Annotated in this window: 16 protein-coding genes; 8 read left to right on the top strand and 8 right to left on the bottom strand. The window is 62.9% G+C overall.

Annotated elements, in window-relative coordinates; all coding sequences use genetic code 11:
- The first annotated feature begins 169 nt into the window (after positions 1–169).
- The 4 genes from KDB76_RS23300 to KDB76_RS23315 all read left to right on the top strand — a co-directional run bounded on the left by KDB76_RS23300 (position 170) and on the right by KDB76_RS23315 (position 5145).
- Positions 170–2044 (top strand): methyl-accepting chemotaxis protein, encoded by a 1875-nt coding sequence (locus tag KDB76_RS23300; protein WP_013974051.1) that lies wholly within the window; start codon positions 170–172, stop codon positions 2042–2044.
- A 233-nt stretch (positions 2045–2277) separates the two neighbouring features.
- Entirely contained in the window at positions 2278–3399 is a 1122-nt protein-coding gene (locus tag KDB76_RS23305; RefSeq protein ID WP_038410119.1) for a glycosyltransferase family 1 protein, read from the top strand.
- Positions 3392–4156 (top strand): DUF2334 domain-containing protein, encoded by a 765-nt coding sequence (locus tag KDB76_RS23310; protein ID WP_013974053.1) that lies wholly within the window; start codon positions 3392–3394, stop codon positions 4154–4156. Before KDB76_RS23305 ends, KDB76_RS23310 begins: the two co-directional genes overlap by 8 nt.
- Entirely contained in the window at positions 4153–5145 is a 993-nt protein-coding gene (locus KDB76_RS23315; protein WP_013974054.1) for a lysylphosphatidylglycerol synthase transmembrane domain-containing protein, read from the top strand. Before KDB76_RS23310 ends, KDB76_RS23315 begins: the two co-directional genes overlap by 4 nt.
- A gap of 297 nt (positions 5146–5442) precedes the next feature.
- Here KDB76_RS23315 and purU read toward each other — a convergent pair whose 3' ends face one another.
- On the bottom strand, positions 5443–6294 hold the full coding sequence (purU, locus tag KDB76_RS23320) for a formyltetrahydrofolate deformylase (protein WP_023662871.1): 852 nt from the start codon (positions 6292–6294) through the stop codon (positions 5443–5445).
- A gap of 284 nt (positions 6295–6578) precedes the next feature.
- On the opposite strand from purU, the gene mvaT reads away from it, so the two are divergent.
- Complete coding sequence (gene mvaT, locus KDB76_RS23325) at positions 6579–6956, top strand: histone-like nucleoid-structuring protein MvaT (protein ID WP_003259590.1); 378 nt, start codon at positions 6579–6581, stop codon at positions 6954–6956.
- Between the two features lie 85 nt (positions 6957–7041).
- On the opposite strand, the gene sbcB is transcribed toward mvaT, so the two are convergent.
- From sbcB to KDB76_RS23340, 3 genes are all read right to left on the bottom strand, one after another.
- Positions 7042–8475 (bottom strand): exodeoxyribonuclease I, encoded by a 1434-nt coding sequence (sbcB, locus tag KDB76_RS23330; RefSeq protein WP_013974056.1) that lies wholly within the window; start codon positions 8473–8475, stop codon positions 7042–7044.
- 71 nt (positions 8476–8546) lie between these two features.
- Positions 8547–8906 (bottom strand): PilZ domain-containing protein, encoded by a 360-nt coding sequence (locus KDB76_RS23335; protein ID WP_003259592.1) that lies wholly within the window; start codon positions 8904–8906, stop codon positions 8547–8549.
- A gap of 123 nt (positions 8907–9029) precedes the next feature.
- The gene (locus KDB76_RS23340; RefSeq protein ID WP_003259593.1) at positions 9030–9416 is read right to left on the bottom strand and encodes a hypothetical protein; all 387 of its coding nucleotides are present in this window, start codon (positions 9414–9416) and stop codon (positions 9030–9032) included.
- 179 nt (positions 9417–9595) lie between these two features.
- Between KDB76_RS23340 and pyk the strand changes: the two genes are divergently transcribed.
- Positions 9596–11050, top strand: coding sequence for a pyruvate kinase (gene pyk, locus KDB76_RS23345; RefSeq protein ID WP_013974057.1), 1455 nt, complete (start codon positions 9596–9598; stop codon positions 11048–11050).
- A 138-nt stretch (positions 11051–11188) separates the two neighbouring features.
- Here the strand turns inward: pyk and KDB76_RS23350 are convergent, their stop codons facing one another.
- The gene (locus KDB76_RS23350; RefSeq protein WP_024087696.1) at positions 11189–12109 is read right to left on the bottom strand and encodes an iron-sulfur-binding ferredoxin reductase; all 921 of its coding nucleotides are present in this window, start codon (positions 12107–12109) and stop codon (positions 11189–11191) included.
- A gap of 248 nt (positions 12110–12357) precedes the next feature.
- Here KDB76_RS23350 and KDB76_RS23355 point away from each other — a divergent pair, with 248 nt between their 5' ends.
- On the top strand, positions 12358–13881 hold the full coding sequence (locus tag KDB76_RS23355; RefSeq protein ID WP_013974059.1) for a fumarate hydratase: 1524 nt from the start codon (positions 12358–12360) through the stop codon (positions 13879–13881).
- Positions 13882–14002: 121 nt separating this feature from the next.
- Here the strand turns inward: KDB76_RS23355 and KDB76_RS23360 are convergent, their stop codons facing one another.
- A complete protein-coding gene (locus KDB76_RS23360) occupies positions 14003–14875 on the bottom strand; it encodes a carbon-nitrogen hydrolase family protein (RefSeq protein WP_024087697.1) in 873 nt (290 codons plus the stop codon).
- The gene (locus KDB76_RS23365) at positions 14872–15462 is read right to left on the bottom strand and encodes a GNAT family N-acetyltransferase (protein WP_013974061.1); all 591 of its coding nucleotides are present in this window, start codon (positions 15460–15462) and stop codon (positions 14872–14874) included. The genes KDB76_RS23360 and KDB76_RS23365 overlap by 4 nt, the downstream gene beginning before the upstream one ends.
- Before the next feature lie 115 nt (positions 15463–15577).
- Here KDB76_RS23365 and KDB76_RS23370 point away from each other — a divergent pair, with 115 nt between their 5' ends.
- Positions 15578–15976, top strand: a complete 399-nt coding sequence (locus KDB76_RS23370) for a nuclear transport factor 2 family protein (protein ID WP_013974062.1) — start codon at positions 15578–15580, stop codon at positions 15974–15976.
- A gap of 118 nt (positions 15977–16094) precedes the next feature.
- Here the strand turns inward: KDB76_RS23370 and KDB76_RS23375 are convergent, their stop codons facing one another.
- Positions 16095–16673, bottom strand: a complete 579-nt coding sequence (locus KDB76_RS23375; protein WP_024087698.1) for a DJ-1/PfpI family protein — start codon at positions 16671–16673, stop codon at positions 16095–16097.
- Between the last annotated feature and the right edge of the window lie 41 nt (positions 16674–16714).

Consider the following 16714-nt stretch of genomic DNA (forward strand, 5'->3'; position numbering starts at 1 on the left):
TCTTAAATCCTCTGCTCAAGCTTTACCGTAATTCGGCCGATACCTGTGGGTGATATTCGCCTTAATAGAGAGGAACAACCGAAAAGGGACTTTTTCGGGATATTGCACTGCTTTGCGACCCCACGCGTGCAAACGCCTGATATGAAACCTTAGCGGAACCGATTACGCCATGAACAAAAGCCTTCGTTTCAGCCACAAGATTCTTTTGGCAGCATCACTGATCGTGATACTCGCCTTCAGCCTTTTCACGCTCTACAACGATTACCTCCAACGTAATGCGATCCGCGAGGACCTCGAGAACTATCTGGCTGAGATGGGCGCTTCCACTTCGACCAATATCCGCAACCTGTTCGAAGGCCGTATCAAGCTGGTGGAAAACCTGGCGCAGAATATTGCCCAGAACCCGGCCAGCGCAGAAACCCTGATGAGCCAGAATGCACTGATCTCGAGCTTTCTCACAGTTTACGTGGGCAAGGTCGACGGTGGCTTCAGCGTGCGTCCTGACACGAAGATGCCAGACGGCTACGACCCACGCATCCGCCCCTGGTACAAGGACGGCATGAACGCCGCAGGCCCGATCCTGACCGAGCCATACATCGACATGGCCACCAACAGGATGGTCATCGGCATCATCAACAAAGTGTCCGGCAGTGTCGGTGTCGTCGGTGGCGACCTGGCCCTGGACGGCCTGGTGCAGATCATCAACTCGCTGAACTTCGGCGGCATGGGCTATGCCTTCCTGGTCAACGATCAAGGCAAGATCCTGGTGCACCCGGACAAAGACCTGGTGATGAAGTCGCTGTCGGACCTGTTCCCGCAGCACACGCCGAAACTGAGCGGTGAGTTGACCGAAGTGCAGAGCGACGGCCAGGCCCGCCTGCTGACCTTCACCCCGATCACCGGCCTGCCGTCGGCCAACTGGTACATCGGCCTGTCGGTGGACAAGGACAAAGCCTTCTCGATGCTGAGCACCTTCCGCACCTCGGCGGTAATCGCCACTCTGGTGGCGGTGGTGATCATCATCGGCCTGCTCGGCCTGCTGATCCGTGTGCTGATGCAGCCGCTGCACACCATGACCCGCGCCATGGAAGACATCGCCGAAGGTGAAGGCGACCTGACCAAGCGCCTGCGTATCCACAACCATGACGAATTCGGCATTTTGGGCAGCGCCTTCAACCGTTTCGTCGAGCGTATTCACAGCTCAATCCGCGAAGTGTCCTCGGCCACCGAGCAGGTCAACGAAGTAGCCCTGCGGGTCATCAGTGCCTCGAACTCGTCGATGACCAACTCCGACGAACAGTCCAACCGCACCAACAGCGTGGCCGCCGCCATCAACGAACTGGGCGCCGCCGCCCAGGAAATTGCCGGCAACGCCGCCCAGGCCTCGCAGCACGCCAGTTCGGCGCGGTTGCTGGCCGAAGAAGGACAGCAGGTGGTGGAACGCAACATTGCAGCAATGAACCGCCTGTCCGACCTGATCGTCACTTCCAGCGCGCACATCGAGACGCTGAACAGCAAGACCGTCAACATCGGTCAGATCCTTGAGGTGATCACCAGCATTTCCCAGCAGACCAACCTGCTGGCGCTGAACGCGGCCATCGAGGCGGCACGCGCCGGTGAAGCCGGGCGTGGTTTTGCGGTTGTCGCCGATGAAGTACGCAACCTGGCGCACCGCACCCAGGAGTCGGCGCAACAGGTGCAGACCATGATCGAGGAACTGCAGGTCGGCGCGCGCGAATCGGTCGAGACCATGGACCAGAGCCAGCGCCACAGCCAGGACAGCATGCAGATTGCCAACCAGGCCGGTGAACGGCTGGACAGCGTTACCGTGCGCATCGGAGAGATCGACGGCATGAACCAGTCGGTAGCCACCGCCACCGAAGAGCAGACCGCCGTGGTCGAAGCGATCAACATGGACATCAACGAAATCAACATGCTCAACCAGGAGGGCGTGGAAAACCTGCAGGCCACCCTGCGCGCCTGCTCCGACCTGGAGCAGCAGGCCGGCCGCCTGAAGCACCTGGTGGGCAGCTTCCGCATCTGATCTCAATCCGCGTCGCCTGCTTCGCAGGCTTGCCCGTTACCACAGGAACTGCACAGACCCTGAAGCCTGTGTAATCCCTGTGGGAACGGGCAAGCCCGCGAAGAAGCCCACACCGATCCCCCGCCCCACCCAACCCCGATCGAACAAACTATCCTTCTGATAGGTCAACCTTTAGGCGCGTCATCGCCGGCCCGTTAACGCCGGATGACAGACCCGAAGACGATCCCGGAGGGATGCTGATCGTGCACATCGCCGACATCACCATGTTCTACGCCCCCGCCAGTGGTGGCGTACGTACCTATCTTGATGCCAAACACCACCGCCTCGACGCCATCCAGGGCGTCCGCCACAGCTTGCTGATACCCGGTGCCAGCGCCCAGCACGCCGATGGCATATACCAGGTGCCCGCACCGCCGCTGCCGTTCGGCAATGGCTACCGCTTCCCGGTACGCCTGGCCCCTTGGTGCAATGTGCTGCGCAGGCTCAAGCCCGACCTGATCGAAGTCGGCGACCCCTACCTGACCGCCTGGGCTGCGCTGGAAGCGCGGCGCAAGCTCGATGTGCCGGTAATCGGCTTCTACCATTCCGACCTGCCGCTGCTGGTCAGCAACCGCATGGGCAACTGGTTCACCCCCAATGTAGAGGCCTATGTCAGCAAGCTGTACGGCAATTTCGACCGGGTCCTGGCCCCCAGCCAGGTCATGGCCGACAAGTTGCGCCGCCTGGGCGTGCGCGATGTGCACGTGCAGCGCCTGGGCGTCGACCTGGCCACCTTCCACCCCAACCAGCGCGACCCGCAGCTGCGTGCCGAACTGGGTATTGCCGAAACCAGTCGCCTGCTGATCTACGCCGGCCGTGGCTCGCGAGAAAAGAACCTGCCGGTGCTGCTCGACTGCATGCAGCACCTGGCCCCCCCCTACCACTTGCTGTTGGTGGGTTCGAACATGCCGGCCAACGTACCGCGGAACGTCAGTGTGATCGATCACTTCTGCCCGGCACCGGAAGTCGCCCGGCTGATGGCCAGCGCCGACCTGCTGGTGCATGCCGGTGACCAGGAAACCTTCGGCCTGGTCATTCTCGAAGCGATGGCCAGCGCCACGCCGGTAGTGGCCGTGCGCGCAGGTGCTTTCGGCGAAATCGTCAACGAACAGTGCGGGCGCTTGTGCCGCCCCAACGATAGCCAAGCCATGGCGACGGCCGTACAAGAGGCGTTCGAAGCCGGTGTGTGCACGCTTGGGGTACAGGCCCGTCGCCATGCCGAGCAGCACTATTCGTGGGACAACGTGGTCACCGGCCTGCTGCAGCACTACCAGGCTGTGCTCGGTCACCAGCCACAGGTACGTGCCCATGGCTGAGCCGCTACCGGCATCGCGCAGCCTGATGCTGGTGCTGCACGATGTCGCGCCCGAGACCTGGCCCGACTACCAGCCTTTCGTCCAGGCCGTCGACGCCATCGGCGGCATCCCAATGACCTGGCTGGTGGTGCCGGACTTTCACCACCGCAACCCGCTGCAACGCTCGCCTACCTTCTGCCGCTTGCTCGAACGGCGCCTGGCCCAGGGCGACGAGCTTGCCCTGCACGGCTTCTACCATGCCGACAGCGGGCCACCACCGCGCACACCCGGCGAATACTTCATGCGCCGCATCTATACCCACGAAGGGGAATTCTACGCCCTTGACCAGCAGCAGGCCCTGCAACGACTGGAGCACGGCCTGGCACTGTTCGCCCGGCAGGGCTGGCCAGTGGCAGGCTTCGTCGCGCCTGCCTGGCTGATGAGCGAAGGCACCCGCCAGGCACTGCGCCGTCTGCCGCTGCGCTACACCAGCACGCCACAGCACCTGTATCGTTTACCGGACTTCACCGCGATCAAGGCCCCAGGGCTTGTCTGGAGTGCACGCAGCGCCTGGCGCCGTGGCCTGTCACGGGTGCTGTGCGACTGGCAATGCCGGCGCTGGCGCGACGCCCAGACCCTGCGCCTGGGCCTGCACCCGGTGGACATGCGCCATCGCGTGTCCCGCGACTATTGGCTGAACACCTTGCACACGCTACTGGCACAGGGCCGCGAGCCGCTGACCAAGTCCACCTGGCTCGACCGCCAGGCCAGCGTATGAACCGCCTGGCCTGGCTGGCCCTGGCACTGCTGAGTGCCGTGCTGGTGCCAGCCCTGCTCGGTGGCAGCGAGCTGTTACCGAGGCTGCAGCGCTTCGCCCCCAGCCTGATGCTGACTCTACTGGGCATGATCCTGCTGTGCTGGGTCATCAACGCCATTCGCCTGCGCCTGCTGCTCGGCCAGCAAGGAGCAAGGCTTGGGCGCCTGCGCAGCCTGGGTGTGGTGATGGCTACCGAGTTCGCCATCTGTACCACCCCCGGCGGCAGCGGCGGCCCCTTGACCCTGATGGCCCTGCTGGCACGCGACCGGATCGGCCCAGCGCGCAGCGGCGCGGTGTTTGCCATGGATCAGCTGAACGATCTGGTGTTCTTTTTCTGCGCGATGCTGGCGATTGCCGGCTATGCACTGTTCCATAGCCTGGGCCGCAGCCAGGAAAGCATGTTGCTGGGCAGCGCGTTGCTGCTGTGCACGGCACTGGCCGGGGTGATCGGCCTGCTGCGCTACCGGCGCACGGTGATGCGCGTGAACGGCAGGTTGCTGCGCCGCCTGGGCATGAGCCGCCAGCGCAAGCGGCGCTGGGCACGCAAACTGCTACGCTTCATCGATGCACTGGCGCAGACCTGGCGCCTGCCCAAGCGTACGCTGACCTTGGTGTTCACCCTGACCTGCGCCCACTGGGGCCTGCGCTACAGCGTGTTGTATCTGGTATTGAGGGGGTTGGGGGTAGACCTGGCGTGGATCCCCAGCTTCCTGGTGCAGATGCTGTCGCTCAGTGCTGGCCAGTTCAGCCTGTTGCCGGGTGGTGCCGGCGCCGCCGAGCTGACTTCGGCCAGCCTGCTGACGCCACTGGTAGGCAGTTCGACCGCTGCTGCGGCGATCCTGATATGGCGGGCGGTCACTTACTACTTTTATCTGCTGGCGGGTGGGCCGGTGTTTGTGTGCCTGCTGGCGCGCCCGCTGCTGGAGCGTTGGCGGCGTCAGGCGGGTTGAGCTGCTGCCAGAGTTCGGCGGCGCCGGGGAAATCGGTGCCATCGGTGTCGGCCAGGGCTTCGGGGTCGTAGCGGGCCAGGCAGCCTTCACCGAGGGTGGGTGGGGGTGAGGCGGTGGGGTTATTGCGGGTCTTGGCCATTGCGTATGCCTCAGGATTGCCGGGGGCGCCTTGCGCCCCTTTCGCGACACAAGGCCGCTCCCACATGGAACGGGGTACACCATACCCTTGTGGGAGCGGCCTTGCGTCGCGAAAGGGCTGCGCAGCAGCCCCAAGATCTCACCGCCAACCCGACTCTGTCAGTCAAACACCACAGTCTTGTTGCCATGCACCAGCACCCGGTCTTCCAGGTGATAACGCAGGCCACGGGCCAGCACCATCTTCTCCACATCACGGCCAAAGCGGACCATGTCGTCGATGCTGTCGGCATGGCTGACACGCACCACGTCCTGCTCGATGATCGGGCCGGCGTCCAGCTCTTCGGTTACGTAGTGGCAAGTCGCTCCGATCAGTTTCACACCACGAAGGGCGGCCTGGTGATACGGCTTGGCGCCGACGAACGACGGCAGGAAGCTGTGGTGGATGTTGATCACCTTTTCAGCATAGTCCTGGCACAGCTGCGGCGGCAGGATCTGCATGTAGCGGGCCAGCACCACCACGTCGGCGGCGTGCTCCTGCACCAGGCGCGAAACTTCGGCAAAGGCCGGTGCCTTGTCTTTGGGGTCGACCGGTACATGGAAGAACGGAATACCGTGCCACTCGACCATGCTGCGCAGGTCGTTGTGGTTGGAGATCACGCAAGGGATCTCGCAGTCCAGTTCATCGGTGTGCCAGCGGTGCAGCAGGTCGGCCAGGCAGTGCGACTCGCGGCTGGCCATCAGCACCACGCGCTTTTTCTGCGCCGAGTCGGTAATGCGCCAGGTCATGGAGAACTCTTCGGCGATCGGCGCGAACGCTTCACGGAAGGCTTCGATACCGAACGGCAGCGATTCGGCGCGGATTTCATGGCGCATGAAGAACCAACCGCTCTGCTCATCAGAGTGGTGGCTGGCTTCGTTGATCCAGCCATTGTACAAGGCCAGGAAATTACTGACTTTCGCCACGATGCCAACACGGTCGGGGCAGGCGATCACCAGACGATAGGTGCGCATGAATGAGACTCCAGAACTTCGCAAAGGCGCTCATTCTAGCGGCCCGCCAGGAAAAACGCAGTAATGATCGTAGCGGCCGTGGCCTGTGTTCCTGACCAGATGCACAGCCGAGATTCTATGACAGACGTGACGAAATGCAGGGTTAATTGTAAATTTTTGTTCACCTAGAGAAATGGTTGTCACAGCTTAGTTAACAGTTAATTGCCCAACAATATGTTTACTTGCGAGTATTGCCTGTCTATTATTGCCCCACACATTTCTGAACACGCATTAAGGAACACTCCATGTCCCTGATCAACGAGTACCGCGCTACCGAAGAAGCCATCAAGGAACTTCAGGCCCGCTTGGCCAACCTGTCGCAGGATGACAAGCTGAAGAAAGAACTGGAGTTCGAAGGCAAACTGCGCACACTGATGGGCGAATACTCCAAGTCGCTGCGCGACGTGATTGCCCTGCTCGACCCAGAGTCGAAACTGAGCAAGGCACCTCGTGGTGCGGTCAAGACTACCGCCACCAAGCGTGCACGCAAGGTCAAGCAATACAAGAACCCGCACAACAATGAAGTGATCGAAACCAAAGGCGGCAACCACAAGACCCTGAAAGAATGGAAAGCCAAGTGGGGTGGCGATGTGGTTGAAAGCTGGGCGACCCTGCTGGACTGATTGTCCGCACACGCCTGCTGCTTATCGCAACAAGAACGCCGGCATATTGCCGGCGTTTTTGTTTGTCCGCGTTTTGTGCCAGCGCTCAGCCAACTGCATACTGTGCCTGCAATTGCCGGGCATGTACCTGCCAGGCATCCAGCACACGCCGCCCGGCATCGTCAGCGCCCTCCCAGGCTTGCTGCCGCGCCTGTTCGAAGTCGCCCAGCGTATTCGGCGCGCCCCACTGCGGGTCGCTCAGGCGTTGCTGGCAGAAGCTGAACCAGCGTTGCCGCTCTTCGCCGCTCAGGGTCTCGGGGAAGTTGCGCGCCCGATAGCGGAACAACAGTTCAGGCAGGCGCGGGTCATCGAACATCCACTGCCCACGGCTCAACTGCGCCGGCTCCAGTGCACGAACTTGCTCGCATAAGCGGCGGTCACGGTCCCCCAGAAAACCGTCATACAATTGTTGTTCCGGGTCTTCACTCGGGGCAAAGTCTTCCTTGCCGTAGATGTGTTCCAGCTTGTCTTGCCATTGCGCCTGTTGCTCGGCCAATTCTTCGCCGCGCAATTGTAACAACGTCAAGTCCAGGCCCAACCGTTGTTGATCGGCCGGGCGCAATACCGAAAGTGGCGCCAGTACCGGGCAGCGATTGATCTGCACCAATTTGAGCGGCACGGGTAATTCGCCTTCGGCCAGTTCTTCATGGCGGGTATACAAACGCTGGCGTAGAACTTCAGCACTTTCCCGTAGTAACGGTAGGGTTTCCTGATGCAGGTCGCACACAATCAGTGCATTGCGATTACGCGGGTGCCAGGCCAGTGGCAATACGACACCAAGGTAATTGCGTGCCGCCGAGAAGCGCCCGGATATATGCACCAGTGGCTGCAACAAACTGATCTGCTCCATCACTTTATGCTTGCTGCGCAACTGAAACAGCCAGTCATACAACTTGGGCTGTTTCTGTCGGATCAGGCGGGCCAGGGCGATGGTTGCCCGCACGTCGGAAAGCGCTTCGTGGGCATGCCCGTGGTCGATGCCATTGGCCTTGCTCAGCAGTTCAAGACGCAGGCTGGTGCGCCCGTCCTGTTGCGGCCACTCGATGCCGTCCGGGCGCAGTGCATAGGCCGTGCGCACGATGTCGATCAGGTCCCAGCGGCTGTTGCCGCCCTGCCACTCTCGGGCATAAGGGTCGAAAAAGTTGCGGTACAGGCTGTAACGGGTCACTTCGTCGTCGAAGCGCAGGGTGTTGTAGCCGGCACCGCAGGTACCAGGGTGCGCGAGTTGCGCATGCACCCGGGTCATGAACTCCGCTTCGCACAAACCCTGCTCGGCCAGCAGGTGCGGGGTGATGCCGGTCACCAGGCAAGCCGCCGGGTGCGGCAGGATATCGTCGGAGGGCCGACAATAAAGGCTTATCGGCTCGTCGATTTCGTTGAGGTCGAAGTCGGTGCGCACGCCGGCCACCTGCAGCGGCCGGTCGCAACGCGGGTTGATGCCGGTGGTTTCGTAGTCGTGCCAGAAAATGCTGGAGGTCACGGGGTCGTCCTGTATCGAGGTCGACCCGATTCTAGCGCGATTCCAGTAGCTGGGCCCGGGGCTCAGCAGGTTCAGGCAGATGCGTTGGCGGGGCGGAAACTGAAATAGTCGCGCAACGAACGGACGAATTCATCGTACTCGCGGGGGGCCTGCAGCAGCATGAAACCGGAATCGTAGTGCCCGGGCGTCTGGTCTTCACGACACCACAGGCAGCTGGCGGTAAGGTTGACGAATTGATGCCCGCCACCAAGCAGCGGCAGGCGTAATTGCAGATCGTAGTCGGGCCCGACCAGCACAGGTAGCTGGCTTATCAGCATCAGCCCGTCTTCAGAGGCGTTACCCAGCTGGCCGATGGCCTGGCCGGTAATGCGATTGAACACCTTGAGAACACAAGGCAGCTGATGGCGTTCGATGTGGCGCTTGTTGAACATGATCGCAAGTGCAGTCCGTATCCGATGCCAGGAATACGTGGAACTGGCGGTTGTTGTAACAACTGAGTTACAGATTAGCGCAGCGCGCGCGGCAAATCCCGTGAAATAAATCACACCTTGGTGTTAACGCCAAGGTGCGGCGGTCACCGGGTTCGCCACGGCGGCTTCGGTGCCGCGCAAATGGCCGAGTTTCTCCAGGGTCTGCAGGCGTGCCTGGGCACGATACGCGTATTCATTGCCCGGGTACTGCTGGATCAGGTACTGGTAGGTCTGCGCCGCATCCACGTACAAGGCCTGGCGCTCCAGGCACTGGCCGCGCAGCAGCGACACCTCGGGGTGGATGAACGGTCGTGCACGGCTGGTGCGGTCGACCTGCGACAGCTCGAGCATGACCCGCGCGCAATCGCCACGGTCGTAGGCACGGTAGGCATTGTTCAGGTGGTGGTCCATGGACCAGCGGGTGCAGCCGACGGCGCTGGCCGCCAGGGCTAAAACGATCAGGGCTCGCATGGGGGTCTCCTTTGATGCCAGTGTATCGGCCTTTGCCGGCAAATCTTCACACCCTTTTGCAAGGATGCCCTGCCCGTTCAAATGCCACCCTGCCTCGGTCGCAGGTAGTGCAACGGAACAATGACTACAGCGAGATTCAGGAGTAGCCTTTCGCTGCGCTTCACTATAGGAGTCTGTGCATGAGCATCCGCCGTACCAAAATCGTCGCCACCCTTGGCCCCGCCAGCAACTCGCCGGAAGTGATCGAACAGCTGATCCTCGCCGGCCTGGACGTGGCACGCCTGAACTTCTCCCACGGCACTCCGGACGAGCACAAGGCCCGCGCGCGCCTGATCCGTGACATCGCCGCCAAGAACGGCCGCCATGTTGCACTGCTGGGCGACCTGCAGGGTCCGAAGATCCGCATCGCCAAGTTCGCCAACAAGCGTATCGAATTGAAGATCGGTGACAAGTTCACCTTCTCCACCGCCCACCCGCTGACCGAAGGCAACCAGGACATCGTCGGTATCGACTACCCCGACCTGGTCAAGGACTGCGGCGTTGGTGACGAACTGCTGCTCGACGATGGCCGCGTGGTGATGCGCGTCGAGACCGCCACCGCAGATGCCCTGCACTGCGTGGTGATCATCGGTGGCCCGCTGTCCGACCACAAAGGCATCAACCGTAAAGGTGGCGGCCTCACCGCACCGGCCCTGACCGAGAAAGACAAGGCCGACATCAAGCTGGCCGCGGAAATGGACCTGGACTACCTGGCCGTGTCCTTCCCGCGTGACGCCAGCGACATGGAATACGCACGCAAGCTGCGTGACGAAGCTGGCGGCAGCGCCTGGCTGGTGGCCAAGATCGAACGCGCCGAAGCGGTGGCCGACGACGAGACCCTCGACAAGCTGATCCTCGCATCCGACGCCGTCATGGTCGCCCGTGGCGACCTGGGCGTGGAAATCGGCGACGCCGAGCTGATCGCTATCCAGAAGAAGATCATCCAGCACGCCCGCCGCAACAACAAGGCGGTGATCGTGGCGACCCAGATGATGGAGTCGATGATCCAGAACCCGATGCCGACCCGTGCCGAAGTGTCCGACGTAGCCAACGCCGTGCTGGACAACACCGACGCGGTGATGCTGTCGGCCGAGAGCGCCGCCGGTGCCTACCCGATCGAAGCTGTCCAGGCCATGGCCCGCATCTGCCTGGGTGCCGAAAAGCACCCGACCAGCCAGAAGTCCAGCCACCGCCTGCACACTACCTTCGAGCGCTGCGACGAGAGCATCGCCCTGGCGGCCATGTACACCGCCAACCACTTCCCAGGCGTGAAGGCGATCATCGCCCTGACCGAGAGTGGCTACACCCCGCTGATCATGTCGCGCCTGCGTTCGCACGTGCCGATCTTCGCCCTGTCGCCGCACCGCGCTACCCAAGCCCGTGCCAACATGTTCCGCGGCGTGTACCCGATCGCCTTCGATCCGGCCTCGCTGCCGGCCGACAAGGTGAGTCAGGCAGCGGTCGACGAACTGCTCAAGCGTGGCCTGGTGGAGCAAGGTGACTGGGTAATCCTGACCAAGGGTGACAGCTACCACACCATCGGTGGCACCAATGGCATGAAGATCCTGCATGTCGGTGATCCGCTGGTCGGTTGATCCCGCCAAGGGGCCGCGCCATGGCCCCGTTCGCGGGCACGCCCGCTCCCACAGGGTTAGCAACAAGCCTGAGGCTAGCGCTGTACCTGTGGGAGCGGGCGTGCCCGCGAATGGGCCGGCACGATCAACACAAATGCCTCAGGCATGCTCGACAAACACATCGGCCAACACCTGCCCCCGTGGCACCCCGGCAATGAACAGCCGCCGGGCAAACCGCTCGACACTCCCCGGCGCCCCGCACACCAGCGCCACCGTCTGCCGCGATGACGGCCGCAACCCGGCCAACGCTTCATCCAGCCGCTCTGCCAGTACCAACTCGACATTCACATCCGCCATCTGGCGCAACGGCTCGACCAGATAATGCCCAACGCCCTCGCGCGCCACATGCATGACCCTGATTTCCCCTTGGTGCCCCTGCCGCAGAGCCTCGCGCAAGATGCCCCACAACGGCGCCAGCCCGGTCCCCGCCGCCAGCAACCACAGCGGCCGCTGCTGCCAGTCCGGGTCGTAGTGCAAGGCCCCACCCCTGAGCTCGCCCAGGCGCAGCACATCACCCAGCTGCAAGCCACGGGCCTTGTCACAAAAGGCGCCGGGGTGCTGGCAGTCGATATGAAACTCGAGGAAATCATCTTCGCCCGGCAGGCTGGCCAAGGAGTAAGGCCGCGCCACCGCGCCATTCCACAGCACCACATGCTGCCCCGCCTGGTAACGCATTGCCCGTTCGGGCCGCAGCCGCACGCGCAGCACATCGCCGAACCAGTCCAGGGCACAGACCTGCGCCGGCAGGCCATCTTGCTGCGGGTCGAACAGCGCCACGCGCAGATCTTCGACTACCCGACACTGACAGGCCAGCCGCCAGCCCTGGGCATGCTTGTCCGGCGCCAGGGCCTCGGGCATGGCATCCAGCGGTTGCCCGCCCAGGCAGTGCACCAGGCAGGCATGGCAACTGCCGGCGCGGCAACTGTAGGGTACGTTCAGCCCGGCCTCGTTCAAGGCATCGAGCAGGTTGCTGCCGGTCGGCACCGCCCAGCGGCGCTCGCCCACGCAAAGTTCGGGCATGGTCGGTCTTTCTCCACATATCACAGTGCACTTTAAGCCAAGCACGCAACGGCAGCAAAAAGGATGCCCAACCACTGCCGACCATGGTCCAGACCGACCGCAGGTGTGCCCGGCACGGATGCGCGCTATACTGCCGCGCCTTTTTCCGTCGGCCTGACCTGCCGGCGCCTTGCAAGGCGCTTCGACACGCTGGTCGGCACCGTCGAGCGCCGTAATGAATGTTCCCGTCTTTAAGAGGAGCGCGCTGCATGACCGTGATCAAGCAAGACGACCTGATTCAGAGCGTCGCCGACGCCCTGCAATTCATCTCGTACTACCACCCCGTCGATTTCATCCAGGCCATGCACGAGGCCTATCTGCGTGAAGAATCGCCTGCTGCGCGCGATTCCATCGCCCAGATCCTGATCAACTCGCGCATGTGCGCCACTGGCCATCGCCCGATCTGCCAAGACACCGGTATCGTCACCGTGTTCATCCGCGTGGGCATGGACGTGCGCTGGGACGGCGCCACCATGAGCGTCGACGACATGATCAACGAAGGTGTGCGTCGCGCCTACAATCTGCCTGAAAACGTCCTGCGCGCTTCGATCCTGGCCGACCCGGCCGGTGCCCGCAAGAACACCAAGGACAACACCCCGGCAGTGATCCACTACTCCATCGTCCCCGGCGACAAGGTCGAGGTCGATGTCGCAGCCAAAGGCGGCGGCTCGGAGAACAAGTCGAAGATGGCCATGCTCAACCCGTCCGACTCGATCGTCGACTGGGTACTGAAGACTGTCCCGACCATGGGCGCTGGCTGGTGCCCGCCTGGCATGCTCGGCATCGGCATCGGCGGTACCGCCGAGAAGGCCGCCGTCATGGCCAAGGAAGTGTTGATGGAGTCCATCGACATCCACGAACTGAAAGCCCGTGGGCCGCAGAACCGTCTGGAAGAAATCCGCCTGGAACTGTTCGAGAAGGTCAACCAGCTGGGCATCGGCGCCCAGGGCCTGGGTGGCCTGACCACCGTGCTCGACGTCAAGATCATGGACTACCCGACCCACGCCGCTTCGCTGCCGGTGTGCATGATCCCCAACTGCGCCGCCACCCGCCACGCCCACTTCGTGCTCGATGGCTCCGGCCCGGCCGAGCTGGAAGCGCCGTCGCTGGACGCCTACCCGGAAATCGTCTGGGAAGCTGGCCCGAGCGCCCGTCGCGTCAACCTCGACGCCATCACCCCGGAAGAAGTCGCGAGCTGGAAGCCGGGCGAAACCATCCTGCTCAACGGCAAGATGCTGACCGGCCGCGATGCCGCGCACAAGCGCATGGTCGAAATGCTCAACCGTGGCGAAGAACTGCCGGTGGACCTGAAAGGCCGCTTCATCTACTACGTTGGCCCGGTCGACCCGGTCGGTGACGAAGTGGTAGGCCCAGCCGGCCCGACCACCGCTACCCGCATGGACAAGTTCACCCGCCAGATCCTCGAGCAGACCGGCCTGCTCGGCATGATCGGCAAGTCCGAGCGCGGCCCTGCCGCCATCGAAGCGATCAAGGACAACAAGGCCGTGTACCTGATGGCCGTCGGCGGTGCTGCCTACCTGGTGGCCCAGGCCATCCGCAAGTCGAAGGTCCTGGCCTTCGCCGAGCTGGGCATGGAAGCGATCTACGAGTTCGAGGTCAAGGACATGCCGGTGACCGTCGCCGTGGACAGCAACGGTGAGTCGGTACACATCACTGGCCCTGCCCTGTGGCAGAGCAAGATTGCCCAGAGCCTGGCAGTCGAAGTGAAGTAAACCTGATGTAACGGCGGCGGCCTCTTCGCGGGCTTGCCCGCTCCCACAGGTAACGCGTAGCCCTCGGGCTTGCGCTGTACCTGAGGGAGCGGGCAAGTCCGCGAAGAGGCCGCCGCTGTTTTCACAGGACTCTGTCAAACTGCTCCGGCCAATCCCTTCGGGTAAACACCTGCCCTTCCCGCCTCACCCGCCGTACTTCCTCAAGGTCCACCTCACAGACCAGCCACTGACTGGTTGCAGGGCTCGATTCTTCACTCAAGGCCACCACCCCATCCCCCGGCATCCCATGATCCGGCGGCACGAACAGCCCTGCCCGGCCGATATTCTCGTCCAGCGCCGGCGACCAGGGCGCCAGCCCGACCGTGGGGCTCTGCAACACCGCAATCTGGTTCTCCAGCGCCCGCGCCTGGGCACCGATACGCACCCGGTGGTAACCCGCCTCGGTGTCGGTACAGCTCGGGGCGAGGATCAGGTCGGCACCACCCTCCGCCAGGCGCCGCGCCAGCATCGGGAATTCGTTGTCGTAGCAGATCAGGATCCCCAGGCGCCCCAGTTCGGTGTCGAACACCTGCAACCCCTGGCCTGCGGCTATATCCCATTGCTCGCGCTCGAAGCGGGTCATCATCAGCTTGTCCTGGTAACCCAGTACACCCTTGGGGCCGAACAGCCAGGCACGGTTGCGGTAGCGCCCATCGCTGTCCAGCACCGGTACGCTACCCGGTTGCAGGTAGATACCCCAGCGCCGGGCAAGGCTCTCGCACAAGGCCCTCCAGGGTTCGATCAGCGGCTGGATACCGGCGATGGAGGCCTTCAGGTCACCCCGCTGCTCGGCACTCAGTTGCCCGCTGAGCACCAGGCCGGCGTACTCCGGCAACAGCAGCAGGAGGGCCCCCGCGTCCACCGCCTCGGCGCACAGGGCTTGCAGATGATCGGCGTAGGCCTCCCAGGTTTCATGCAGCTCGATGGCGTACTGGCAGGCCGCCAGGCGGATCATATCGGCAGTTCCTTGAGCCAGAACGACATCAGCTTGTCGGAGCTTTCCTGTTCGTCCAGGTCGCGCCAGGCGTAGCTGGTGCGCAGCGACGGGTCGTGCAGGAAGCCGCGGTTACGCCAGAAGCCATGCAACGGTTTGTAGTCCGCAGGCCGCCGCGGATGCACACCTGGCCGCTCGACCGCACAGAACGCGCAATAGTCGAACTCGGCCAGCTTGTGTGCGTAGGACTCGCGCTCGATGAAAAAGCGCACCCCCAGGCCCTGGCCACGGTACTCGGGCAGTACCACAGATTCACCGAAGTAATACACGCTGGCCGGGTCGCGCCCCTGGGCCAGGAACGGCTGCTGGAACTCGGGGGCGACGTCCACCAGCGGCAGGCCGGTGGAGGCGCCGACCACCTTGCCGTCGTCCAGCGCCAGCACCACCAGGCTGCGCCCGGAGCGGGCATAAGTGGCCAGGTAGTCGGCCTCGTACTCCGGGGTGCCGTCATAAAGGTAGGGAAACTCGCGAAACACGGTAAGGCGCAGGCGAGCGAGGTCATCGATGTAAGGCGCGATAGCGGCGCCGTGCAACAGGCGTATTTCCATGCTTGGCGGTCGTTTTGTCGATGTGGATGACGCGCTCGGCTAAGCCGGGCTTGAGGGGAAACCCTATCATCCGGAGCGACGACCCGCCTTTTCCCTCCACGACAGGTATTGTTCCATGACCGCTACCGAACTGATAAATGCTTACTACGCCGCCTTCAATGCGGGCGACATGCCGGCCTTTCTCGCCCTGCTCAGCGAGGATGTGATCCACGACATCAACCAGGGCGAGCGGCAGATGGGCAAGGCCCGGTTTGCAGCGTTCATGGACAAGATGAACCGCTGCTACCGCGAGCGCCTGGCCGATATCGTGGTGATGCAGAACGCCGACGGCAGCCGCGCGGCGGCGGAGTTCACCGTGCATGGGGAATATCTGGTCGATGACGAAGGGTTGCCGGCGGCCAACGGGCAGACCTATGTGCTGCCGGCAGGGGCGTTCTTCTATATCCACTGCGGAAAGATTGCCCGGGTGACCAACTACTACAACCTCAATGACTGGGTCGAGCAGGTGGCCTGATCAGGGTGTATTGCTTGTGCTGGCCTATTCGCGGGCTCGCCCGCTCCCACAGGGATCCCGCACGACTTGAGAGCAGTGAGGTACAGGTGGGAGCGGGCATACCCGCGAAGAGGCCCTGTCAGGCAATACGGGTACCAAGCAACTTGAGAAAAGCCGCAAGCCACGCTGGATGCGCCGGCCATGCCGGTGCCGTCACCAGGTTGCCCTCCACATGCGCCTGGTCCACCGCGATATCGATGAACGTCCCGCCCGCCAAGCGCACATCCGGGGCACACGCCGGGTACGCACTGCATTCGCGCCCTTCCAGCACGCCAGCCGCCGCCAGCAACTGGGCGCCATGGCATACCGCCGCGATCGGCTTGCCCGCCTGGTTGAATGCGCGTACCAGCTCCAGCACCTTTTCATCCAGGCGCAGGTACTCTGGCGCACGACCACCAGGGATCAGCAGCGCGTCGTAACTCTCGGGCCGTACACGCACGAAGTCATAATTCAAGGCAAAGTTGTGCCCCGGCTTTTCGCTGTAGGTCTGTTCGCCCTCGAAATCATGAATCGCGGTACGCACCGTCTGCCCCGCGACTTTTTCCGGGCATACCGCATGCACCGTGTGCCCGACCATGCTCAGCGCCTGGAACGGCACCATGACTTCGTAATCTTCGACGTAGTCGCCGACCAACATGAGAATTTTCTTTGCCGTCATCGCACCCACTCCTTCGATTGCCTTGAGCCAATCACTGCACG

It is taken from the genome of Pseudomonas sp. JS425 (assembly GCF_018223845.1).
Lineage (GTDB): Bacteria > Pseudomonadota > Gammaproteobacteria > Pseudomonadales > Pseudomonadaceae > Aquipseudomonas > Aquipseudomonas asiatica.

Coding starts and splice junctions, on each gene's coding strand:
- KDB76_RS23300 (WP_013974051.1), top strand. CDS start 170: ATGAACAAAAGCCTTCGTTTCAGCCACAAGATTCTTTTGGCAGCATCA.
- KDB76_RS23305 (WP_038410119.1), top strand. CDS start 2,278: ATGCTGATCGTGCACATCGCCGACATCACCATGTTCTACGCCCCCGCC.
- KDB76_RS23310 (WP_013974053.1), top strand. CDS start 3,392: ATGGCTGAGCCGCTACCGGCATCGCGCAGCCTGATGCTGGTGCTGCAC.
- KDB76_RS23315 (WP_013974054.1), top strand. CDS start 4,153: ATGAACCGCCTGGCCTGGCTGGCCCTGGCACTGCTGAGTGCCGTGCTG.
- purU (WP_023662871.1), bottom strand. CDS start 6,294: ATGCGCACCTATCGTCTGGTGATCGCCTGCCCCGACCGTGTTGGCATC.
- mvaT (WP_003259590.1), top strand. CDS start 6,579: ATGTCCCTGATCAACGAGTACCGCGCTACCGAAGAAGCCATCAAGGAA.
- KDB76_RS23335 (WP_003259592.1), bottom strand. CDS start 8,906: ATGTTCAACAAGCGCCACATCGAACGCCATCAGCTGCCTTGTGTTCTC.
- KDB76_RS23340 (WP_003259593.1), bottom strand. CDS start 9,416: ATGCGAGCCCTGATCGTTTTAGCCCTGGCGGCCAGCGCCGTCGGCTGC.
- pyk (WP_013974057.1), top strand. CDS start 9,596: ATGAGCATCCGCCGTACCAAAATCGTCGCCACCCTTGGCCCCGCCAGC.
- KDB76_RS23350 (WP_024087696.1), bottom strand. CDS start 12,109: ATGCCCGAACTTTGCGTGGGCGAGCGCCGCTGGGCGGTGCCGACCGGC.
- KDB76_RS23355 (WP_013974059.1), top strand. CDS start 12,358: ATGACCGTGATCAAGCAAGACGACCTGATTCAGAGCGTCGCCGACGCC.
- KDB76_RS23360 (WP_024087697.1), bottom strand. CDS start 14,875: ATGATCCGCCTGGCGGCCTGCCAGTACGCCATCGAGCTGCATGAAACC.
- KDB76_RS23365 (WP_013974061.1), bottom strand. CDS start 15,462: ATGGAAATACGCCTGTTGCACGGCGCCGCTATCGCGCCTTACATCGAT.
- KDB76_RS23370 (WP_013974062.1), top strand. CDS start 15,578: ATGACCGCTACCGAACTGATAAATGCTTACTACGCCGCCTTCAATGCG.
- KDB76_RS23375 (WP_024087698.1), bottom strand. CDS start 16,673: ATGACGGCAAAGAAAATTCTCATGTTGGTCGGCGACTACGTCGAAGAT.